This window comes from Streptomyces sp. NPDC048278 (genome assembly GCF_040652195.1).
GTDB lineage: Bacteria > Actinomycetota > Actinomycetes > Streptomycetales > Streptomycetaceae > Streptomyces.
On the sequence record NZ_JBEZLP010000013.1, the window covers coordinates 204,845 to 226,118 of the forward strand.

At 74.3% G+C, this 21,274-nt stretch carries 19 protein-coding genes; 14 read left to right on the top strand and 5 right to left on the bottom strand.

Translation table 11 applies throughout. From position 1 onward, the window contains the following. Positions 1-5: 5 nt before the first annotated feature. Positions 6-356, bottom strand: coding sequence for a VOC family protein (locus AB0D74_RS23800; protein WP_362590335.1), 351 nt, complete (start codon positions 354-356; stop codon positions 6-8). A 224-nt stretch (positions 357-580) separates the two neighbouring features. Between AB0D74_RS23800 and AB0D74_RS23805 the strand changes: the two genes are divergently transcribed. The 3 genes from AB0D74_RS23805 to AB0D74_RS23815 all read left to right on the top strand — a co-directional run bounded on the left by AB0D74_RS23805 (position 581) and on the right by AB0D74_RS23815 (position 4,019). After that, the gene (locus tag AB0D74_RS23805; protein ID WP_362590338.1) at positions 581-2,428 is read left to right on the top strand and encodes a transketolase; all 1,848 of its coding nucleotides are present in this window, start codon (positions 581-583) and stop codon (positions 2,426-2,428) included. 110 nt (positions 2,429-2,538) lie between these two features. Then, positions 2,539-3,318, top strand: coding sequence for a GvpL/GvpF family gas vesicle protein (locus AB0D74_RS23810; protein WP_362590341.1), 780 nt, complete (start codon positions 2,539-2,541; stop codon positions 3,316-3,318). Beyond that, positions 3,315-4,019 (top strand): GvpL/GvpF family gas vesicle protein, encoded by a 705-nt coding sequence (locus AB0D74_RS23815; RefSeq protein WP_362590344.1) that lies wholly within the window; start codon positions 3,315-3,317, stop codon positions 4,017-4,019. Before AB0D74_RS23810 ends, AB0D74_RS23815 begins: the two co-directional genes overlap by 4 nt. Positions 4,020-4,072: 53 nt before the next feature. Here AB0D74_RS23815 and AB0D74_RS23820 read toward each other — a convergent pair whose 3' ends face one another. Then, positions 4,073-4,888: a class I SAM-dependent methyltransferase gene (locus AB0D74_RS23820; RefSeq protein WP_362590347.1), complete on the bottom strand. Its 816-nt coding sequence runs from the start codon at positions 4,886-4,888 to the stop codon at positions 4,073-4,075. Positions 4,889-5,030: 142 nt separating this feature from the next. After that, a complete protein-coding gene (locus AB0D74_RS23825; RefSeq protein ID WP_362590350.1) occupies positions 5,031-6,554 on the bottom strand; it encodes a phosphatase PAP2 family protein in 1,524 nt (507 codons plus the stop codon). A 79-nt stretch (positions 6,555-6,633) separates the two neighbouring features. Here AB0D74_RS23825 and AB0D74_RS23830 point away from each other — a divergent pair, with 79 nt between their 5' ends. The 6 genes from AB0D74_RS23830 to AB0D74_RS23855 all read left to right on the top strand — a co-directional run bounded on the left by AB0D74_RS23830 (position 6,634) and on the right by AB0D74_RS23855 (position 13,483). After that, positions 6,634-7,281 (top strand): histidine phosphatase family protein, encoded by a 648-nt coding sequence (locus tag AB0D74_RS23830; RefSeq protein ID WP_362590353.1) that lies wholly within the window; start codon positions 6,634-6,636, stop codon positions 7,279-7,281. Between the two features lie 198 nt (positions 7,282-7,479). After that, positions 7,480-9,099 (top strand): ATP-binding cassette domain-containing protein, encoded by a 1,620-nt coding sequence (locus AB0D74_RS23835; protein ID WP_362590355.1) that lies wholly within the window; start codon positions 7,480-7,482, stop codon positions 9,097-9,099. Between the two features lie 100 nt (positions 9,100-9,199). Beyond that, positions 9,200-9,457, top strand: a complete 258-nt coding sequence (locus AB0D74_RS23840) for a DUF6158 family protein (protein WP_362590358.1) — start codon at positions 9,200-9,202, stop codon at positions 9,455-9,457. 235 nt (positions 9,458-9,692) lie between these two features. Further along, positions 9,693-10,760 carry a hypothetical protein gene (locus tag AB0D74_RS23845; RefSeq protein ID WP_362590361.1) on the top strand — a complete coding sequence of 356 codons (1,068 nt, stop codon included), beginning with the start codon at positions 9,693-9,695 and terminating at the stop codon, positions 10,758-10,760. 99 nt (positions 10,761-10,859) lie between these two features. After that, on the top strand, positions 10,860-12,164 hold the full coding sequence (locus AB0D74_RS23850) for an aminotransferase class I/II-fold pyridoxal phosphate-dependent enzyme (protein WP_362590364.1): 1,305 nt from the start codon (positions 10,860-10,862) through the stop codon (positions 12,162-12,164). Next, positions 12,161-13,483, top strand: coding sequence for an MBL fold metallo-hydrolase (locus tag AB0D74_RS23855; protein ID WP_362590367.1), 1,323 nt, complete (start codon positions 12,161-12,163; stop codon positions 13,481-13,483). Before AB0D74_RS23850 ends, AB0D74_RS23855 begins: the two co-directional genes overlap by 4 nt. Before the next feature lie 42 nt (positions 13,484-13,525). On the opposite strand, the gene AB0D74_RS23860 is transcribed toward AB0D74_RS23855, so the two are convergent. Next, positions 13,526-14,152 carry a VTT domain-containing protein gene (locus AB0D74_RS23860; protein ID WP_362590572.1) on the bottom strand — a complete coding sequence of 209 codons (627 nt, stop codon included), beginning with the start codon at positions 14,150-14,152 and terminating at the stop codon, positions 13,526-13,528. A 14-nt stretch (positions 14,153-14,166) separates the two neighbouring features. Further along, positions 14,167-14,940 (bottom strand): MBL fold metallo-hydrolase, encoded by a 774-nt coding sequence (locus tag AB0D74_RS23865; protein WP_362590370.1) that lies wholly within the window; start codon positions 14,938-14,940, stop codon positions 14,167-14,169. 84 nt (positions 14,941-15,024) lie between these two features. Here AB0D74_RS23865 and AB0D74_RS23870 point away from each other — a divergent pair, with 84 nt between their 5' ends. From AB0D74_RS23870 to AB0D74_RS23890, 5 genes are all read left to right on the top strand, one after another. Next, entirely contained in the window at positions 15,025-15,456 is a 432-nt protein-coding gene (locus AB0D74_RS23870; RefSeq protein WP_362590373.1) for a hypothetical protein, read from the top strand. A gap of 206 nt (positions 15,457-15,662) precedes the next feature. Next, entirely contained in the window at positions 15,663-17,681 is a 2,019-nt protein-coding gene (locus AB0D74_RS23875) for an alkaline phosphatase family protein (RefSeq protein WP_362590376.1), read from the top strand. A 174-nt stretch (positions 17,682-17,855) separates the two neighbouring features. Next, a complete protein-coding gene (locus AB0D74_RS23880) occupies positions 17,856-18,917 on the top strand; it encodes a MoxR family ATPase (protein ID WP_362590379.1) in 1,062 nt (353 codons plus the stop codon). Continuing rightward, complete coding sequence (locus AB0D74_RS23885; protein ID WP_362590382.1) at positions 18,914-20,713, top strand: hypothetical protein; 1,800 nt, start codon at positions 18,914-18,916, stop codon at positions 20,711-20,713. Before AB0D74_RS23880 ends, AB0D74_RS23885 begins: the two co-directional genes overlap by 4 nt. 67 nt (positions 20,714-20,780) lie before the next feature. Further along, the gene (locus AB0D74_RS23890; RefSeq protein WP_362590385.1) at positions 20,781-21,206 is read left to right on the top strand and encodes an OsmC family protein; all 426 of its coding nucleotides are present in this window, start codon (positions 20,781-20,783) and stop codon (positions 21,204-21,206) included. Positions 21,207-21,274 lie beyond the last annotated feature (68 nt).

The window sequence follows — 21,274 nt, forward strand, 5'->3', positions numbered from 1 at the left end:
CCGGTTCAGTCCCCGCGCTGGTCGACGTACTCGAAGACCGAGCCGTCCGGGTGCATGGCGAGCAGCGTGTGGCCGACGGGGGTGGCCATCGGCCCGGCGAGGACGCGGGCGCCGAGGTCGTCGAGGAGCCGGTGGGCGGCGCCGACGTCCTGCACCGCGATCGTCGCGGCCACCTTGCGCAGCACCTCCAGCTCCGACTCCGGTCCGCTCATCAGGAGGAAGGAGCCGACCGCGGCGACCTGGACGTCGCCGCGTTCGAAACGGAGGGCTCTGCCGCCGGAGAGGCGTTCGTAGAACGGGATCGCGGTTTCGAGGTCGTCGACGCAGATGCGCAGGGAGGCGCCCAGAATCTCCATGGGCACGAGCCTAGTTGCCGTGGGCCGGGTGCGGAGTCGTCTTGCCGTCGAGATCTACGGATACTGTGCGTGGTCGACTGTGGGCAGTGTGTGGTTGCCCGCGCCCCTTCAGGGCGCGTTTCAGTGCGGGGTGTTTTCGGCGCGCGGGGTTTTGAGGGTGAGCCTACGGTTACGTGGGTGGTATGCGCCTCGGCCATGAGTGACCGTCCTCCGGAAGGAGCCTCATGAACACCGCCGAACTCGTCGAACTCGCCCAGCAGTTGCGCGTGGACAGCGTGCGGGCGGCTGCTGCGGCCGAGTCGGGGCATCCGACCTCGTCGATGTCCGCCGCCGATCTGATGGCGGTCCTGCTCGCCCGCCACCTGCGCTACGACTTCGAGCGGCCCGACCACCCCGGCAACGACCGCTTCATCCTCTCCAAGGGCCACGCCTCGCCGCTGCTGTACGCCGCCTACAAGGCGGCCGGCGCCCTCGACGACGCCGAGCTGCTCACCTTCCGCAAGCTCGGCAGCCACCTGGAGGGGCACCCCACCCCGCGCCGGCTGCCGTGGGTGGAGACCGCCACCGGCTCCCTCGGCCAGGGCCTGCCGGTCGGCGTCGGCATCGCGCTGTCCGGGAAGCGGCTGGAGCACGGCCGCTACCGGGTCTGGGTGCTGTGCGGGGACAGCGAGCTGGCGGAGGGCTCCGTGTGGGAGGCCGCCGAGCACGCCGGGTACGAGCACCTCGACAACCTCACCGCGATCGTCGACGTCAACCGGCTCGGCCAGCGCGGCCCCACCCGGCACGGCCACGACCTCGACGCCTACGCCCGCCGCTTCCAGGCCTTCGGCTGGCACACCGTGGAGATCGACGGGCACGACGTGGACGCCGTCGACCGCGCCTGCGTCGAGGCGGCGGCCACCCCCGGGCAGCCCACCGTGATCCTCGCCCGCACCCGCAAGGGCCGGGGCGTCGCCTCCGTCGAGGACCGCGAGGGCATGCACGGCAAGCCGCTGCCGGACGCCGAGGAGGCCATCGCCGAACTCGGCGGGGTACGGGATCTCCGCGTCCACGTGAAGGAGCCGCCGGCGGCCCGCGCGCTGCACTCGGTGCCCACGGGCGCGCTCGAACTCCCGCGCTACGACAAGGGAGAAGAGGTCCCCACCCGCGACGCCTTCGGCAAGGCGCTCGTCGCGCTGGGCCACGCCCGCGCCGACGTGGTCGCGCTGGACGGCGAGGTCGGCGACTCCACCCGTACCGAACTCTTCGGCAAGGAACACCCCGACCGCTACTTCGAGTTCTACATCGCGGAACAGCAACTCGTCGCCGGTGCCGTGGGCATGGCCACGCGGGGCTGGGTGCCGTACGCCGCCACCTTCGCCGCCTTCCTCAGCCGGGCCTACGACTTCGTGCGGATGGCCGCCGTCAGCGGCAGCGGGATCAACCTGGTCGGCTCGCACGCGGGCGTGGCCGTCGGGCAGGACGGGCCCTCCCAGATGGGCCTGGAGGACCTGGCGATGTTCCGCTCGGTGTACGGCTCGACCGTGCTCTACCCGTGCGACGCCAACCAGACCGCCCGGCTCGTCGCCACCATGGCCGGACTCGACGGCATCCGCTATCTGCGCACCTCGCGCGGGGCGAGCCCGGTGATCTACGGGCCTGACGAGGAGTTCCCGGTCGGCGGCAGCAAGGTGCTGCGCTCCTCCGAGGAGGACCGGCTGACCGTGGTCGCCGCCGGGGTCACCCTGCACGAGGCGCTGAAGGCCGCCGACGCGCTCGCCGAGGACGGCATCCTGATCCGGGTCGTCGACCTGTACTCCGTGAAGCCCGTCGACCGGCAGACGTTGCGCACGGCCGCCGAGGAGACCGGCTGCCTGCTCACCGTCGAGGACCACCACGAGGAGGGCGGGCTCGGCGACGCGGTGGCGGAGGCGTTCGCGGACGGCAGGCCCGTGCCGCGGCTGGTGCGGCTCGCCGTCCGCACCATGCCGGGTTCGGCCGCCCCCGACCAGCAGCTGCACGCCGCGGGAATCGACGCCGACGCGATCGCCGTGGCCGGACGGCTGCTGGTCGAGGAGGCGATCGTGCGCTGAACCGGCACGGACCGCGCCCGCCGGAAGGAGCCGAACGAGCCGAATGAGCCGAATGAGCCGAATGAGCCGGAGGAGACGGAGGAGACGGAGAGAGCGAGGGAGGAGCAGGAGTGGGTACGTATGTCTACGGCGTCACGGCCGCCGCGCACCCCGCTCTGCCCGAGGGCATGGCCGGGGTCGGCGATCCGCCGCGCCGGGTGCGGGTTCTCACGGAGGGTGAACTGGCCGCACTGGTCAGTGACGCCCCCGACGGGCTGCGGCCCGGGCGCCGGGACCGGCTCGCCCACCGGAACGTGCTGGCGGTGGCCGGAGGCGGCGGCTGCGTGCTGCCCATGCGGTTCGGCAGCGTCGCCCCGGACGACGACACCGTCACCGGCGTCCTCGCCGAACGCGCCGACCACTACCGGGAGCGGCTGCGCACCCTCGACGGCAAGGTCGAGTACGACGTCAGGGCTTCCTCCGTCGACGAGGCCGTGCTGCACCGCGTGATGTCCGAGCACCCCGAGCTGCGCGCCCTGGCCGAGGCCGGCCGGAGGGCGGGCGGCGGAAGCCACCGGAGCCGGCTGCTGCTCGACGAGATGGTGGTGGACGCCGTACGGGTCCGGGAGGCCACGGACGCGGCCGAGGTGCGGCAGGCGCTCGAACCCGAGTCGGTCGCCGTCAGCGCCGGGCCCGGCTCCGCCGACCGGCTCGTCGACGTGTCCTTCCTCGTGGACCGGCGCTGCGCCGAGACCTTCCTGGCCGGGGTCGCACGGCTGCGCGCGAGCCATCCGCATCTCGACCTGAGCGTCAGCGGGCCGCTCCCGCCGTACAGCTTCGTCGAACCGGGGCCCGCCGAACCCGCGGTCTCCACGGCCGGCCGCGGACCGCGTCAGGAGGAGGACGGATGACCGCACAGGGCGGACTCCGGTACGTGTACGCCGTCTGCCGTCCGTTCGCGGCGGCCCTGCAGGTCCAGCTCACCGGCGTGGCCGGGGCCCCGCCGGGGCTGCTCAGGCACCACGGACTGGTCGCCGTCGTCAGCACGGTCCCGGAGGGCGACTTCGCCGAGGAGCCGCTGCGGGACCACCTGGCGGACCCGGACTGGCTGGCCGTGACCGCCCGGGCCCACCAGGGCGTGATCGACGCGCTCACCACGGTCACCACGCCGCTCCCGCTCCGGCCGGCCACGGTCTTCCGGGACGACAGCGGCGTACGGATCATGATGGAGGCCCGCGAGGCCGACTTCCTGCGCACCCTCGACCGGCTCGAAGGGCGGGTCGAGTGGGGGGTCAGGCTGTACGCCGGGCCGCCCGGGCCCGAGCAGGAACGACGGGCCGCCGAGGAGTTCGCGCACGACCTGCACGAACGGCTCGCGGCACGCGCCGAGGACTCCCGGCTGCACCCGCCCCGGAGTGCGGCGCTCTCCGGGGCGTCCGGGCCGGGCCTGCTCGACGCGGCCTATCTGGTGCCGCGCGCGGAGTGCGAGGCATTCGTGGAGCTGGTCGACCGCACCAGGGACGAGGCACCGGGCATCCGGTTGGAGCTCACCGGGCCCTGGGCGGCCTACTCCTTCACCGAGCAGGGTGCCGGGGCGGCCGGACAGCGCTGACCGCCGGCGAACGCCGTGCGGCGGCCCCGCTCACCTGCCCGCTCGCCTGCCCCTCACTTGCGGCAGAGGAGCTCTCCGTGCAGTACGGCAAACCAGCCGTCCTCCTGCTCGGCCCACTCCCGCCAGGCCGCCGAGATCGCCGTCAGCTGCTCCACGGTCGCGTGGCCGCCCTCGGTGGCCCGCTCGGCGTAGGAGGAGGCGACCGTACGGTCCGCCCACAGCCCGCCCCACCAGGCCCGTTCCTCGTCCGTGCTGTACGTCCAGGTACCGGAGGTGGCCGTGATGTCCGTCAGCCCGGCCGCCAGCGCCCAGGACCGCAGCCGGCGGCCGGCGTCCGGCTCGCCCCCGTTGGCGCGGGCCACCCGCCGGTACAGGTCCGACCAGTCGTCCATGCCGGGCACCGCCGGGTACCAGGTCATCGCCGCGTAGTCCGAGTCCCGTACCGCGATGAAGCCGCCCGGCTTGGTCACCCGGCGCATCTCGCGCAGCGCCTGCACCGGGTCGCCCACGTGCTGGAGCACCTGGTGGGCGTGGACCACGCAGAAGGTGTCGTCCGGGTAGTCCAGCGCGTGCACGTCGGCGACGGCGAAGTCCACGTTCGTCAGCCCGCGCCCGGCGGCGGTCGCGCGGGCCTGCTCCAGGATGCCCGGCGCGTGGTCGACGCCGGTGACCCGGCCGTCCGGGACCAGTTCGGCCAGGTCGGCGGTGATGGTCCCCGGACCGCAGCCGATGTCCAGGATCCGCATGTGGGGCTTCAGCGAACCGAGCAGATAGGCCGCGGAGTTGGCGGCGGTGCGCCAGGTGTGGGAACGCAGCACCGACTCGTGGTGCCCGTGCGTGTAGACGGCGGTCTCCTGTGGCTTCGACATGGCTCAACCCCTTCGCGTCACACCGGCGGACGGGGCCGGACGGCCCCGTCCCGCGGTATCCGCAACGCTACGCCCGCATGTCGAATGATGAGACCTGCGTTTTACGATATGGACTGACGGTTCGTCATGCCGGATGGGCGGATCAGGGCAGCGGCCGGTACACGGTCAGTGCCCTCGGTAGCTTCTCCACGGTCAACTCACCCGCCACGTCGGTGACTTCACCGTCGTACGCGAGCGGCGTGCCCGACCCGATGCCGGTCAGGCGCAGCCGGGTCACCCGGGCCCCGGCGCGGGTGGGGTCCGGGTGCCGCCCGCCCGAGCGGATCCGGGAGTGGGGAAGGGGGAGGGGGCCCGCGAGGGCCGCGGAGAGCAGGCGGAGCGCGGGATGCCGGCCGCCGTGCACCACGCGTACGTCGAGCTGCCCGTCCGCCAGGTCGGTACGGCGGGCCGGGGTCAGGGCCAGCCGGTGGTAGAGGCAGTTGCCGACGAACAGCAGCCACAACGGGTGGGTCTCGCCGCCCAGTTCGACCTGGAGCGGACGCCGGTCGGTGCGCAGCACCCGCAGCACGGCCAGTACCTCGGCGGGCCACGCCCCGATCCGGTGCGACCAGCGTTCCCGCTCCCGGACCAGCTCCGGATAGACGCCCAGGCTCAGCGTGTTCAGGAAGACGCCCTCCTGGCCGCCGGAGGCGAAGCGGCCGACGTCCACCCGGACCGCCTCGCCCTCGCGCACCGCCCGGCCGAGGCCCCGGCCGTCCTCCACGCTCAGGTCGTGGGCGAAGTGGTTGAGGGTGCCGCCGGGCAGCACCGCGAGCGGCAGCCCGTGGCGCAGGGCGACGCCGGCCGCCGCGTTCACGGTGCCGTCGCCGCCGCACACCCCGAGCGCCCGCGCCCGCGCCGCCGCCTTCGCCAACTCGGCCTCCACCTCGGCCGGTTCGCACTCCACCAGCTCCGCCGCGGGCAACTCGCGGCGCAGCACCCGCATCCGCTCCACGCTGCCCGAGGCCCGGTTGGCCACCACCACCAGCCCCTCCCCGTCCGGCAGCGCCGGGGCCTCCGCACGCGGCCGGGGCGGCGGGCCGGTCTGCGCCCGGGTCGGCACCAGGCCCCGTACGGCGAACGCGGCGCCCATCCCGAGCACCGCGCCCGCGAGCACGTCGCTCGGGAAGTGCACGCCCGTGTACACCCGGGACATGACGACGGAGAACGCCACCGGCGCCACCACCGCGCCCCACCCCGGGGACTCCAGGGCGACACCGGTCGCGAAGGCCGCCGCCGACGCGGCGTGCCCGGACGGGAACGAGGTGGTGATCGGCTGTCGCTTCAGGTGCCGTGCCATGGGCACCGGGTCCAGGAGCGGGCGCGGGCGGCGCACCGAGCGCTTGCCGAGGGTGTTGATGGCCAGGGAGGCCACGGCGAGCGAGGCCAGGCCGCGGGCGGCGGCCCGGCGGGCCCGGGGCGTGCGGGTCGCGGCCACCGCGGCGGCCGTCGCGCACCACAGCACGCCGTGGTTGGCGCTGCGGCTCAGCCGGGGCAGCACCGGCCCGGCGAACGGCCAGTTCCGCTCGGCTGCGAACTCGAACAGGCGGCTGTCGAGGGCGAGCAGCCGGTCGCGCAGCGCGTGCCGGCCGGGCTTCGGGACGGTGAGGTCGACGTCTGGGCTCATGCGGGTCCGGTTACCCTGAAGTGGCACTTTCCTGCCTGCCCGCGCCGCGGTCGAGTGAGCCGAGTGAGAGGAACCCCGGATGCGCCTGCTCCTCATACGTCACGGACAGACCCCGACCAACGTCGACTTCCTGCTCGACACCGCGGTACCCGGTCCCGGCCTGACCGCCCTCGGCGAGCAGCAGGCGGCGGCCCTCCCCGCGGCCCTCGCCGGCGAGGACATCGAGGCCCTCTACGTCTCCACCCTCACCCGCACCCGGCTCACCGCCGCCCCGCTGGCAGCCGCCCGCGGTCTCGAACCGGTCGTCCGCGACGGCATCCGCGAGGTCTCCGCCGGCGACCTGGAGATGCTGCCCGGCCACTCCGGGCGGGGCGAGGAGTACATGCGGACCGTGTTCGGGTGGGCGGCCGGGGACACCGCGCCGCGGATGCCCGGCGGGGAGACCGGGGACGAGGTCCTCGGCCGCTACGACGCGGTGGTCGCCGAGGCCGCGGCGAGCGGCGCCGGGACGGTCGCCATGGTCAGCCACGGCGCGGTGATCCGCCTCTGGACGGCCGCCCGCGCCGACAACGTCGACGTCCCCTACGCCGCCTCCCGCCTCCTCGCCAACACGGGCGTGGTGATCCTGGAGGGCTCCCCGGCCGACGGCTGGAAGGCGCTGTCCTGGGAGGGCGCGATCGTGGAGCCGACGGGGGCGAGCGGGCCGACGGGGGAGCCGGTGGCGTAGGGGGCCGCCGTTTTCGGCCGCGGGCCAGGTGGGGGCTGGTCGCGCAGTTCCCCGCGCCCCTGACAGGGCGCTCGCCGCGACGCCCTTCTTCTGGGGGCGCGGGGAACTGCGCGAGCAACCACGACGCACCCGCACCCGAGGACGGCGGCCTGATAACGGTTTGCCCCATCCCGGCCCCGCCCCGCAGAATCGCTGACCATGGGACATCTGGAAGCCGCGCACCTCGAGTACTACCTCCCCGACGGGAGGGCCCTGCTCGGCGATGTCTCCTTCCGGGTCGGCGAGGGCGCCGCCGTGGCCCTCGTCGGACCCAACGGCGCCGGCAAGACCACCCTGCTGCGGCTGATCTCCGGCGAGCTGAAACCGCACGGCGGCACCGTGGCCGTGAGCGGCGGCCTCGGCGTGATGCGCCAGTTCGTGGGCTCCGTACGGGACGAGACGACCGTACGCGACCTCCTCGTCTCCGTCGCCCCGCCCGGCATCCGCACGGCCGCGCAGGCCGTCGACAAGGCCGAGCACGCCATCATGACCGTCGACGACGAGGCGGCCCAGCTGAAGTACGCGCAGGCCCTCGCCGACTGGGCCGAGGTGCGCGGTTACGAGCACGAGACCCTCTGGGACATGTGCACCACGGCCGCCCTCGGGGTGCCGTACGACAAGGCCCAGTGGCGCCAGGTGCGCACCCTCTCCGGCGGGGAGCAGAAGCGGCTGGTGCTGGAGGCCCTGTTCCGGGGCACCGACGAGGTGCTGCTCCTCGACGAGCCGGACAACTACCTCGACGTGCCCGGCAAGCGCTGGCTGGAACAGCAGCTCAAGGAGACCCGCAAGACGGTCCTGTTCGTCTCCCACGACCGCGAACTCCTCTCCCGCTCCGCCGAGAAGATCGTCTCCGTGGAGCCCTCGCCGACCGGCGCCGACGCCTGGGTGCACGGCGGCGGCTTCGCCACCTACCACGAGGCCCGGCGCGAACGCTTCGCCCGCTTCGAGGAGTTGCGCCGCCGCTGGGACGAGAAGCACGCCCAGCTGAAGAAGCTGGTACTGAGCCTCCGTCAGGCAGCCTCCATCTCCCACGAGTTGGCGTCCCGGTACGCGGCTGCGCAGACCCGGCTCCGCAAGTTCGAGGAGGCCGGACCGCCGCCCGAGCCGCCGCGCGAGCAGGACATCAGGATGCGCATCAAGGGCGGCCGTACCGGCGTACGGGCCGTGACCTGCGCGCAGCTCGAACTCACCGGCCTGATGAAACCCTTCGACCTGGAGGTCTTCTACGGCGAGCGGGTCGCCGTCCTCGGCTCCAACGGCTCCGGCAAGTCGCACTTCCTGCGGCTGCTGGCCGGCGAGGACGTCGCGCACTCGGGGGAGTGGAAGCTGGGCGCGCGGGTGGTGCCCGGGCACTTCGCGCAGACCCACGCCCACCCCGAGCTGGAGGGCCGCACCCTCCTGGACATCCTGTGGACGGAACACTCCCAGGACCGCGGGGCCGCGATGTCCCGGCTGCGCCGCTACGAACTCACCCAGCAGTCCGAACAGAACTTCGACCGGCTGTCCGGCGGCCAGCAGGCCCGGTTCCAGATCCTGTTGCTCGAACTCCAGGGCGTGACGGCACTGCTCCTGGACGAGCCGACCGACAACCTCGACCTGGAGTCCGCCGAGGCCCTCCAGGAAGGTCTTGAGGCGTTCGACGGCACGGTGCTCGCCGTCACCCACGACCGTTGGTTCGCCCGCTCCTTCGACCGCTACCTGGTCTTCGGCAGCGACGGCCGGGTCCGCGAGACCGCGGAGCCGGTGTGGGACGAGCGCCGCGTGGAGCGGGTGCGGTAGGGCGGGGCGGTGCCCTAGGGAGGCCCGCGCGCCCGGATGTTCGTACAGTGGAGGCAGGAATCCGGACCGCCGGGACCCACACGACGAGCGGGGTACCACCATGACCGGAGTCGACCCCAGCCGGCTGGACGAACAGCAGCTCATGAAGGAGCTGGAGACCATCCACCGGACGCGCCACGACACCCTGCTGTACGGCTCGAACGACGCGCTGCGGGCCCACAACGAGCGCATGGCCCAGCTGGAGGGCGAGTACCTGCGGCGCCACCCCCGGCGTCTCGTCGCCGCCGGCCGTACCCGCGAGGGCGCCCGGGAGCGGAACTGCGCCGAGACGGCGACGCCGGGCGCCACCGCGAGCTGAGGCCGTCCGACCGCGGAACGTCCGGCCACGGCACGGTCGGCTCCACCTGCTCGACACGGCCTCCGAAGCACGCGGGAGCGTTCCCGCGCCGGAACCGGGCTGTGACGTCACCCGAAAGTGCGCGCCTGTCCCGCGAATGGGTCCTGCCGCGCGCGGCGGGGCGTGGGCCGGGCTGTGATGGCTGCGGGGGTACGGGCCCCGTGCCTCCGAGTCGTCCGTGCAAGGAGTTCCTCCCATGCGCCGCACCGTTCGCACCCTGTCCGTCGCCGTCCTGGCGGGTGCCGCGTTCGGCGCCACCGGTACGGCCGCCGCGGCCGTCGGCCCCGCCGCCGGGAGCAGCCCCGCCGACGCCCGGCCGGGCGCCGTCGTCACCGTCTCGGTGACCTGCGCGGACGCCGGGGGGCGAGCGCCTGCGGCCATCGACGCCACCTCGACGGCGTTCGCCGGGCGGGACGGTACCCGGACCGTCGACGGGACCTGCCCGGCGGCGAGCGGCCAGCAGGCACGGCCCTGGGGCGCGCACCTGGCCCTCGCTCGGGATGACGCCGGTACGCCCTCCGTGGGGGACGGCGGCACGTTTGACCAGGGCGACGGTGGCACGTTCCCCCAAGGCGACGGCGGCGCGATGCCGCAGGTCGGCGGTGGGGCCGTGCCGCCCGTCGGCAGCGGCGTGGCGCCCCCGCCCCAGGTGGGCGGCGGGACGGTCCCGGGCGGGTCCGACGGGACGGTCACGGGCGGGGGCGACGGCACGTACGACGGCACGTTCGCCCCTGGTGACGCGGGCACGACTCCCCGCGATGACGCGGGCACGGCCCCTCGCGATGACGCGGGCGCCGCTCCCCGCGGGGACGCGAGCCCCGGCGTGCGCGGGGACGACGGCGGCACCGGCCGGGCGGAGGACGGCACGGCCTCCCGAGGTGACGACGGCACGGCCGTCCGCGGTGATCGCGGCGACGGTGACGCGGCGTCCCGTGGTGACGTCGGTGCCGCGGTCCCTCGGGGGGAGGACGGTGACGTCTCCCACGGATCTCACGCGGAGGGCGAGCGGCCCTGCTCCGCAGGACAGCAGTCGTGCGGTGGCGCGCAGGAGTGCGGCGAGGCCCGCGGCGGCGACGGCTCCTGCGCCGCGACGGGCGTGCAGCACGGGGTGGCGGCCGGGGACGGCGGCGCCTACAACACGTCCGTACCGGTGCTGGTCGCGGGCGCGATGCTGATCGCGGCGGCCTGCTGCGGCGCCGCGTACCGGATGTGGGGCGGGCGGGCGTACCGGCTGTGGGCCGGGAGGACCGGCGCGGACGGGTGACCGGGCGGTCGCCGGGTACCCCGGAGCGCCCGCTCCGGCACCGTACGCACGACCCGGACCGGACCAGCACACGGCACCACGGACTGCGCGGAGGCGGACATGCGGCGGACGGATCCCGAGAGCCACGGACCGGCGGCCGGCACCTCCGCGGAGGAGACCGTTCCCGCCGTACCCGAAGGCCACGGGCCCGTCCGCTACGGGCCGCCCCTGCCCGACGACGGGCTGCCCGTCCTGCACGAGCTCGCCGCCGTACTGGCCGCCGCCGCGGACCGGGGCGCGGAGGAGCCCGTCGGCGGCGGACCGGCGCTGCTGGACGCGGCCCGCGGCTACTGGGAACGCCGTGGGCTGCCCGCCCCGCCCGACCGGGTGACCGCGGGACCCGGCGCCCCCGCCCTGCTGCTCGCGCTCACCGCCGCGCTCGGCGGCGACGTGCTGGTGCCGCGGCCCTGCGCCGCCTGGTGGGCGCCGTACGCCCGGCTCCTCGGCCGGCCCGTCTTCCACGTGGCCACCCCGGCCGAGTCCGGCGGCGCCCCCGACCCGTACGCGCTGCTGGAGACCGTCCGCCGGGTCCGGGACGAGGGCGGCGACCCCCGGCTGCTGGTGCTCTCCGTCGCCGACGACCCCACCGCCACCGTCGCCCCGCCCGAACTGCTGCACGAGACCGTGGAGGCCGCGGCCGGCGCGGGACTGCACCTGGTCAGCGACGAGACCTGGCGCGACACCCTGCACGCCCCGGACGCCACCGTGCTGCTCAGCCCCGCCGAGATGCTCCCGGACCGGGTCACCGTCGTCACCGACCTGGCCGGTGCCCTGCTGCCGGCCGGCTGGCCCGCCGCCGTCGCCCGGTTTCCGGCCGGCGCCACCGGCGGGGCGCTGCACGCGCGCGTGCTCGACATCCTCACGGCGGTGGGCGCCCGCCTCGCCGGACCGGTCGCGGTCGCCGCGGGGTACGCGCTGGACGAGCCCGGGCCCGTCACCGCACGCCGGGAGGCCGTCGTACGGCTGCACGCGGGCGTGGCCGCCGCCGCGCATGCCGCGGTCGTCGCCGGTGGGGCCCTCGCCCGGCCCCCGCAGGCCGGCCGTCATCTGTACGCCGACCTGGAGCCGCTGCGCGCCGCGCTCGCAGGCCACGGGGTCGGCGACGCACAGGAGTTGGAGGACTTCCTCACCGCCCGGCTCGGCATGCCGGCGCCCGGCGGCCACCGGTTCGGCGACGACCTGGGCGCACTGCGCGTCCGGCTCGCCACCGGCCCGCTGCTGGGCGGCACCGACACGGAGCGCCTGGAATGCCTCACGTCACCCACGCCGTTGGAACTGCCACACGTGCAACGCGCGTTGATGTCCTTGGGGTCGGTACTCGACGATCTCCGCGACGACGCTCAGCGATGGGAGCCTCCTCGATGACGCAGCAGACGCATGAGTCAGGGTCCGCGACGACTGCCACGACGACGACTGCCACGACGACTTCGGCCACGACGACTTCGGCCACGACGACTTCGGCCACGACGACTTCGGCCACGACGACTTCGGCCACGACGACTTCGGCGGCGGCGACTGCCACGACGACTGCTCCGACGGCGCCGGCCCTCACCACGCCTGCCCTCGCCACGCCTGCCCTCACCACGACGGTCACGGCCGCCATAACGGCCACGTCGACCGGAGAAGCCGGTTCCGGCACGGCCCTCACTCCGACACCGACCCCGTACGCGCCGCCGTACCCGCCGCTGGCCGAACCCCGGCCCCTGGGCGAACTGCGGGTCTGGCCGCGGACCTTCCACGACCGTCTGACCGCCCCGCTGCCCGGTCTCAAGGCCATGGCCCGGTTCGCCCGCGAGGGCTCCGTGCGCCCCGGCCGTGAGGGTCTCGCCGACGTCCGCCGACTGCCCTACGAACCCGGCCCGCTGCCCCGCGCGGACGCCGACACCGTCGCCGTCACCTGGGCGGGACACGCCAGTTGGGTCGTCCGGATCGGCGGTCTGACCGTCCTCACCGACCCGGTCTGGTCCCGCCGTATCCTCGGCACCCCCGCCCGTGTCACCCCGGTCGGTGTGCCCTGGGAGACCCTGCCGCGCGTCGACGCGGTCGTCCTCAGCCACAACCACTACGACCACCTGGACGCCCCCACCCTGCGCCGCCTCCCGCGCGACACCCCGGTGTTCGTGCCGGCCGGGCTGGGCCGCTGGTTCCGGCGCCGTCGGTTCACCACCGTCACCGAGCTGGACTGGTGGGAGGCGGCCGAACTGTCGGGGGTCCGGTTCGACTTCGTCCCCGCCCACCACTGGTCCAAGCGCACCCTCGCCGACACCTGCCACAGCCTCTGGGGCGGCTGGGTCCTCACCGCCCCCGACGGTGCCCGCGTCTACTTCGCCGGCGACACGGGCTACGGCCACTGGTTCTCCCGCATCGGGCGCCGCTACCCCGGCATCGGCCTCGCCCTGATGCCCATCGGCGCCTACGACCCCCGCTGGTGGCTCAGCGACGTCCACCTGGACCCGGAGGAGGCGGTCCGGGCGACGCAGGACCTGGGGGCGCGGCGCATGGCCCCGATGCACTGGGGCACCTTCATCCTCTCCGCGGAGCCGGTCCTGGAACCGCTGACGCGCGTCCGGGCGGCCTGGGAACGGGCGGGGCTGGCCCGGGAGGACCTCTGGGATCTGCCGGTGGGAGCCTCGAAGACGCTGGAGTGGAGCGCCCTCAAGGGGCACGGGGAACTGCGCGAGTGACCACCTCGTACGCGCCACGTACCCGCACTCCGCGACGCACCGTCACGCAGCAGACCGGACCCGCCGCCACACACTCGGCGCCACACTGATCACCACCGTCAGCGCGACCGCCACCACAACCCCCTCCCACGGTTCCGGGAACAACGACCCACCCAGAATCCCGATCACCTGATACGCCGCCGCCCACGCCAGGCACGCCGCCACGTTCCCCCGCGCGAACCGCCGCAACGGCCACTTGGCCAGCAGACACGCCAGCATCACCGGTATCCGCCCGGCCGGAACCAGCCGGGACAGCACCAGCACGGCCACCCCGTGCTCGGCCAGCTTCCCCTGCGCCTGCTCCAGCCGCTCCTCCGGCGCCCGCGCCCGTATCGCCTCCAGCCACCGCGACCCGTTCCTCGACCGCAGCCCCCGCCGCCCCAGCCAGTACAGCGCCGCATCTCCCAGGAAGGCCGCCAGCGACGCCGTCACGAACACCAGCGCCAACGCGAACGGCGCCGTCTGGTGGAACGCCACCACCGCGGCCGAACTCACCAGCGCCCCCGTCGGCACCACCGGCACCAACGCCCCGATCAGCACCAGCAGGAACAGCGTCGGATACCCGATCGCCTGCTGCGCGGACTCGGTCGAGGTGGAGGTCGCCGCCGTGGAGCCGGCGGCAGCCACCATGACCACCAGCAGTCTCACCGCGCGACCTCCAGCCGCACGCTCTCCCCGTGACCGAGCCTGTGCACCGCCACCTGCGGCGCGTACTCCGCCGCCAGGCGCACGAACTCGTCGCCGGGCGCGTGGAACTCGTGCGGGCGTACCCCGTCCATGCCGATCGGCCAGTACGTCCCGTAGTGCACCGGCACCGCGCTGCGCGGCGCCAGCAGCGCCAGGGCCCGCGCCGCCCGGCCCGCGTCCAGATGCCCCTCGCCGAGGTGCGGGCCCCACCCGCCGACCGGCAGCAGGGCCACGTCCACCGGGCCCACCGCCTCGGCCATCTCGTCGAACAGCCCGGTGTCCCCGGCGAAGTACGTCCGCGCCGCGCCCTCGACGACGTATCCGAGAGCGGGCGAGCGGTGCGGCCCGACCGGCAGCCGGCGGCCGTCGTGCCGCGCGGGCACCGCCCGTACGACGAGGGGGCCGACGGATATCCCGTCCCCGACGTCCACCTCGGTGATCCGCAGCCGGCCGAGGCGGCGGAGCGCGGGCACCGCCCGTGGTGCGCCCCGGGGCACGAGCAGGCGCGTGCCCGGGGCGAGGCCGGCCAGCGAGGGGACGTGCAGATGGTCGGCGTGCAGGTGGGAGACGAGTACGAGGTCCGCGCGGCGGGCCTCGGGCGGCGGCGGGGCGCCCCGGCGGCGGCGCAGGTGGGCGAGCCGGCGCGCGAACAGGGGATCGGTGAGCACGCGTACGCCCGAATCCTCGATCGTGCAGGTGGCGTGACCCCACCAGGTGATCTCCACCGGCACCTCTTTGCCTCCTTCGCGCGACTCCCCGAAGCCTACGTGCAGGAGTAGGGTCGGCGGCGAAACCCGGAGGTGAGGGGGGACGCCATGGGACAGGTGCGGGGTGCCTCCTGCGGGCCCGCGGCGGTGCGGGTGACCGCGATCGCGAGTCTGACGCCGCTGGAGGAACTGGAGATCGACCCCTTCCTGGTCGATTCCCGCAGCCAGCACGCGATGTGTGCGCGCTGGGCCGTGGAACACGGCTACGTCATCGCCCGCGAACTCCTGGTCCGCGGCCTGCGCCCCGATCACAGCGCCCTGTGGACCGGCGTCCGGCCCGGCCTCGACGTCTTCGTCGCCCCCAGCAGACGGGTCCTGGAGAGCGCGCTGTCGTCGGTCGAGGACTTCATGGCGGAGTGCGCGAGACGCGGGGTCCGGGTGGAGACGGTGGGCCGGGCCGAGCCGTGCTACGACGCGCAGATGAAGGCCCGCGTCCACCGCAGGCTGTCGATGCCGACGGCCGGCTACGACGGCCGGTAGGCCCCCGTCCCCCCGTCCCCCCTTCGTCCCCCCGTCCCGTCCGCACCGGCCGCCGCCCGCACCGGTCGACGCTCACCCGCAGTCGGCGCACGGCCGTGTGACAGGGTGGACGGCGGCAGACCCGCATCCGGCGCGGGTCGCGGACGTGAGGTCGGTGGGGCGTGCGGTGGCGGCGGGTCGTCAGTCAGGTCGGGCGGAGCGTCACTGTGTGGGCGGTGTCCACCGTCACCATGCTGGTCCTCGCCGGCATCCTGCCCGACTTCCAGCTCCAGTCCCCCGACGGTGACAGCGCCACCCGCATCGCCGTGACCGCCGCGCTCGGCGCCGGCGCCTTCGGTGTGCTCTCGGCCGTCGTCTGGCCCCTCCTCGTACGGCTGCTGCTGCTCGTGCCCGCCCTCGTCCTCGGCCTGCTGGTCTTCTTCCTCAACGGCTCCCTCCTCCTCGTCGCCCTGCGCATCAACCCCTCCGGGCAGAGCGAGGCCGCGCCGGAGACCGCCGTGATCGTGGCCGCCGTGATGTCCGCCGTCGCCTCCGCCACCGGCGGTGCCCTCGCCGTCCGCGACGACGACGCCTACCGCCGCCGGCTCTCCCGCCTCGCCCTCCGCCGCCGCAGATCCCACCCGCCCTGCCCGGCCACCCCCGGCACCGTCTTCCTCCAGCTCGACGGCGTCGGCCACGACGTCCTCACCGCCGCCGTGGCCAAGGGCCTGATGCCGACCGTGGCCGGCTGGCTGGGCGCGGGCGAAGGACCGTCCAGTCACCGCCTGACCCCCTGGCGCACCGACTGGTCCAGCCAGACCGGCGCCAGCCAGCTCGGCATCCTGCACGGCTCCACCTTCGACGTCCCGGCCTTCCGCTGGTACGAGAAGGACAGCCGCGAGGTGATGGTCTGCAACCGGCCGACCAGCGCCGCCGAACTCCAGCGCCGGGCGATCGAGCGCACCGCCGACGGGGGACTGCTCACCCTGGACGGCGCCAGCCGCGGCAACCTGTTCGGCGGCGGCGCCGACGAACAGGCCCTCGTCCTGTCGATAGCCACCCGCCGCCGCGGCCGGGAGAACCGTTCCCGCGCCGGTTACTTCGCGTACTTCGCCGACCCGGCCAACGCCGTCCGCACCGCACTCTCCTTCTTCGCCGAGGTCGCCCGCGAGATCGGCCAGTCCACCGCGGCCCGGCTGCGCAAGCAGCGCCCGCGCGTCGGCCGCGGCGGCCTCTACCCCTTCGTCCGCGCCTTCGCGACCGTCGTCGAACGGGACGTCGTCGTCGCCGCCGTCATGGGCGACCTGCTCGTCGGCCGCACCGCCGTCTACGCCGACCTGGTCGCCTACGACGAGGTCGCCCACCACTCCGGCCCGCACAGCCGGGACGCGGAGAGGGTGCTGCAACGCCTGGACCGCGCCCTCGCCCTGATCGGGAAGGCCGCCGAACACGCCCCGCGGCAGTACCGGATCGTCGTCCTCTCCGACCACGGCCAGAGCCCCGGCGAGACCTTCCACACCCGGTACGGCCTCGGCCTCGGCGACCTGGTCCGGGCCGGCTGCGGACTGCACGTGCCGCGCAGGGCCGAGCGCACCCACAGCGGCACGGAGGCGCGGGCCGCCGTCCGCGCGGCGCTGCGCAGGCCGGTCGAGGAGGGCGGCGAGAAACACCGGCCCACCCGGCACTCCGAACCGATCGTGCTCGCCTCCGGCAACCTCGGCCTGGTCTCCTTCCCCGACGTACCGCACCGCATGACCAAGGAGGAGATCGACGCACGCCACCCCGCGCTGCTGCCGACGCTCGCGAACCATCCCGGGGTCGGGTTCCTGCTGGTGCGCAGCGCGGAGCACGGTGGGGTCGTGCTCGGCGCGTACGGGGCGGAGGTGCCGGTCGACCGGCTCGACGGCCCTGCGGGGCCGCTGGCCGTGTTCGGGGCGGGCGCCGCCGACGCCGTGCGGCGGACGCACTCCTTTCCGCACACCGCCGACATCATGGTGAACTCGTGGTACGACCCCGAGAGCGGCGAAGTCCTCGCGTTCGAGGAGCAGATCGGGTCGCACGGAGGGCTGGGGGGTGCGCAGGGGCGGCCGTTCCTGTTGTCGCCGGTCTGTGTGTCCGAACCGGTGGGAGAGGGGGAGGAGCTGGTGGGGGCCGAGGCGGTGCACGGGGTGTTGCGGCGGTGGCTCATGGAGGCGGACGGTCCGCAAGTGCCGTTGGCGGAGGGCCGACAGGAGAACGTCGCGTAGTCGGTCGGGTGCGGGGCGGTGGGGGCTGGTCGCGCAGTTCCCCGCGCCCCTGACGGGGCGCGCCCCTGACGGGGCGCTCCGGCCTGGCCCCGGATAAATCGGCTGCGTTCCTTTTGCTCCCGGCTCACACTGTTCGAGTCGCAGAAGTCCTCGAACACCCCAAGGAGCAGCCTCTTGCAGGCAGCCGTGTCCGTCACGCCCTCCCGTATTCCCGAACTCCTCCTCGGGCTCGCCACCGTGCGGCCGGTGTTCATCTGGGGCGCCCCCGGTATCGGGAAGTCCTCCCTGGTGCGGGAGTTCGCCGAGTCGCTCGGGCTGGAGTGTGTGAGCCTGCTGGGTACGCAGCTCGCGCCCGAGGACCTGATCGGGGTTCCGCAGATCAGGGACGGGCGGTCGGTGTTCTGCCCGCCCGAGTCGATCGCCCGCGACGAGCCCTACTGCCTCTTCCTCGACGAGCTGAACGCGGCCACCCCCGATGTGCAGAAGGCGTTCTACTCGCTGATCCTCGACCGGCGCATCGGCAACTACGAGCTGCCCAAGGGCTCGATCGTCATCGGCGCAGGCAACCGGGCCACCGACAACGCCCTCGCCCGGCCCATCGCCTCCGCGCTCGTCAACCGCCTGGCCCACGTCCACCTGGAGGCCTCCGCACACGACTGGCTCGCCTGGGCGGCGGCGGCCGGCATCCACCCGTGGATCCTGGACCACCTCACCGACCGGCCCGACCACCTGTGGTCCAAGCCGCCGAAGACCGAGGAGCCGTTCTCCACCCCGCGCTCCTGGCACATGCTCTCCGACGCCCTGCACTCCTTCGGGCACGAGCTGGACGAGGAGACGCTGAAGGTACTGGCACACGGCACGCTGACCCCCGCCCACGCCACCGCCTTCTGCGGATACGTCAAGATCGTGCGCAGCCGGTTCGGGATCGAGGCCATCCTGAAGGGCGACGCCGGCTGGCCGCCCCGGATCGAGGACCGCGACCTGCTCTACTACCTCGCCGAGTCGTTCCGGGGACGGCTGGTCAAGGAACTGCCCGTCGACAAGGAGCACATGTCGGCGAACGGCCGGCAGACCGCGTACCGCGCCAAGTCGCTGCTGGTGCAGCTCGCCGAGATCTCCGTCGAGGTCGCCCAGACCGTCATCGCCTCCGACGCCGACGGCAACCCGGTGCTGCCCGCCTGGTTCCTGATCGAGGCTGCCCGGGACATGCCCCGGCTGGTGGAGGCCCGGCGATGAGCCGGGCCGCCGCCGCCCGCAAGAAGCAGGACCCGGCCGCCGAGAACTTCGCGGCCGGCGTCGAGCTGCTCCGCGCCAACCCTGCTCTGCGCGCGGTGGAGTTCACGATCTGCCGGCACGAGAAGTGCGAACTCGGCCCTCGGGAGGGGCTGGTGCGCGCGGACTCCGACGGGGTGCTGCACGCGCACGCCACCCGGCGGGCCGAACCCGCCCAGTGGGCCTGGGCGTTGGCGCACTGCACCATCCATCTCGGCTTCGGCCACCTCCCGGCCGCCACCGGGCCACGCGATCAGCCCGACCGCTACGACCTCGCCGCCCGCTGCGCCGTAGTCAACCGCTTCCTGGAGACCTTCCCGATCGGCGAGGCCCCCGACCACCTGCCGGCCTCCTACCCGGAGGGCGACGAGGAGCGGCTCGCCGCCGGCTGGCGCCGGACCGGCGGCATCCCGGCCGCCTACGAGCGCGGCGGGACGAACGGCGGCGAGCCCGACCAGCTCCTCCTCTCCTGGAGCACGTGGGCCGGTCAGGTCCCCGACTGGCAGGTCGGGTTCGCGCACGCGCTGACCCGCACCATGTCCCGGGCGATGGACCTGGCCGGTGGCCGCCGCACCTCCATGGCGGGGCCGCCGACCCCCCGGCGCCCCTGGGAACGGGCGCTGAGCTGGTTCGTCTCCTCCTACCCGCTGCTCGGCGGCATCGCGGCCGGCATCACCCTGGTCGCCGACGCCGAACTGGCCCGCGCCCACGACATCGCCGTCGCCGCGGTCAACCCCGAGGCCGGCGAGATCTACGTCAACCCGCTGCGGACCATGGACGAAGAGGAGTGGCGGTTCGTCCTCGCCCACGAGATGCTGCACGCCGCCCTGCGCCACGGCGACCGCCTCGGCGCCCGGGACCACTACCTCTTCAACATCGCCTGCGACTACGTCATCAACGGCTGGCTGGTCGAGATGCGCGTCGGCACCATGCCCGAAGGGCTGCTGCACGACCCCGGGTTGCAGGGCCTGTCGGCCGAGGAGGTGTACGACCGGATCGCCGTCGACCTGCGGCGGATGCGGCGGCTCGGCACGCTGCGCGGCAAGGGACGCGGTGACGTGCTCGGCGCACCGCTCGGACCGCCCGGCGCCTACGTCGACCTCGACGAGTTCTACCGGCGCGGGCTGTGCCAGGGGCTCGACCTGCACCAGACGCAGGACCGGGGCCTGTTGCCCGGCGGCCTGGTGGAGGAGATCCGCGCGCTCAGCCATCCGCCGCTGCCGTGGGACGCCCGACTCGCCCGCTGGTTCGACGAGTTCGTGCCGCGTCCGGAGGCCGTACGGTCGTACGCCCGCCCCTCGCGCCGGCAGTCGTCCACTCCCGACATCCCGCGCGCCGGCCGGTACTTCCCGCCCGAGGAGGTCGCCCGGTGCACCTTCGGCGTGGTCCTCGACACCTCCGGCTCCATGGACCGCACCCTGCTCGGCAAGGCCCTCGGCGCCATCGCCTCCTACGCGGAGGCCCGTGACGTACCGGCCGCACGCGTCGTCTTCTGCGACGCGGCCCCGCACGACGCCGGCTACCTCCCGACCACCGAGATCGCCGGCCGGGTCCGGGTGCACGGCCGCGGCGGCACCGTCCTGCAGCCCGGCGTCGACCTGCTCCAGCGCGCCGACGACTTCCCGCCCACCGCGCCCGTCCTGGTGATCACCGACGGCTGGTGCGACGTCCTGCGGGTCCGCCGCGAGCACGCGTACCTGATCCCGGACGGCCGCCGCCTGCCGTTCACTCCCCGTGGGCCGGTCTTCCGGGTGCGGTGAGCCCTGATGTGATCGGATGGGGGCGAGCGAACCGGTTCATTCGCCTTCATCGCCGAAAGGAACAACCGTGGCCACCACGCGCACCGCACACACCGTCTGGGAAGGCAGCCTCACCGAGGGCAACGGGGTCATCACCTTCGACTCCTCCGGTATCAGCGAGCAGCCGGTCACGTGGGCGGCCCGCTCCCAGGAGGCGAACGGCAAGACCAGCCCGGAGGAGCTGATCGCGGCGGCCCACTCCAGCTGCTTCTCCATGGCGCTGTCGCACGCCCTGACCGGTGCCGGCACCCCGCCCACCAAGCTGGTCACCAACGCCGACGTCACCTTCCAGCCGGGCACCGGCATCACCGGCATCCACCTGACCGTCGAGGGCACCGTCCCCGGCCTGGACGCGGACGGCTTCACCGCCGCCGCCGAGGACGCCAAGAAGAACTGCCCGGTCAGCCAGGCCCTGACCGGCACCACCATCACCCTGGACGCGAAGCTCGCCTGATCGCCGTACCTGCTGCGATGCCGCGCCCCTCCTCGGAGGGGGCGCGGCATCGTTGTTTACGGGGTACC

Excerpts from the sequence above, each read along its gene's own strand:
- AB0D74_RS23825 (WP_362590350.1), bottom strand. The coding sequence starts at position 6,554 with ATGAGCCCAGACGTCGACCTCACCGTCCCGAAGCCCGGCCGGCACGCG.
- AB0D74_RS23855 (WP_362590367.1), top strand. The coding sequence starts at position 12,161 with ATGACGCAGCAGACGCATGAGTCAGGGTCCGCGACGACTGCCACGACG.
- AB0D74_RS23835 (WP_362590355.1), top strand. The coding sequence starts at position 7,480 with ATGGGACATCTGGAAGCCGCGCACCTCGAGTACTACCTCCCCGACGGG.
- AB0D74_RS23805 (WP_362590338.1), top strand. The coding sequence starts at position 581 with ATGAACACCGCCGAACTCGTCGAACTCGCCCAGCAGTTGCGCGTGGAC.
- AB0D74_RS23885 (WP_362590382.1), top strand. The coding sequence starts at position 18,914 with ATGAGCCGGGCCGCCGCCGCCCGCAAGAAGCAGGACCCGGCCGCCGAG.
- AB0D74_RS23845 (WP_362590361.1), top strand. The coding sequence starts at position 9,693 with ATGCGCCGCACCGTTCGCACCCTGTCCGTCGCCGTCCTGGCGGGTGCC.
- AB0D74_RS23815 (WP_362590344.1), top strand. The coding sequence starts at position 3,315 with ATGACCGCACAGGGCGGACTCCGGTACGTGTACGCCGTCTGCCGTCCG.
- AB0D74_RS23840 (WP_362590358.1), top strand. The coding sequence starts at position 9,200 with ATGACCGGAGTCGACCCCAGCCGGCTGGACGAACAGCAGCTCATGAAG.
- AB0D74_RS23830 (WP_362590353.1), top strand. The coding sequence starts at position 6,634 with ATGCGCCTGCTCCTCATACGTCACGGACAGACCCCGACCAACGTCGAC.
- AB0D74_RS23860 (WP_362590572.1), bottom strand. The coding sequence starts at position 14,152 with ATGGTGGCTGCCGCCGGCTCCACGGCGGCGACCTCCACCTCGACCGAG.
- AB0D74_RS23820 (WP_362590347.1), bottom strand. The coding sequence starts at position 4,888 with ATGTCGAAGCCACAGGAGACCGCCGTCTACACGCACGGGCACCACGAG.
- AB0D74_RS23800 (WP_362590335.1), bottom strand. The coding sequence starts at position 356 with ATGGAGATTCTGGGCGCCTCCCTGCGCATCTGCGTCGACGACCTCGAA.
- AB0D74_RS23850 (WP_362590364.1), top strand. The coding sequence starts at position 10,860 with ATGCGGCGGACGGATCCCGAGAGCCACGGACCGGCGGCCGGCACCTCC.
- AB0D74_RS23870 (WP_362590373.1), top strand. The coding sequence starts at position 15,025 with ATGGGACAGGTGCGGGGTGCCTCCTGCGGGCCCGCGGCGGTGCGGGTG.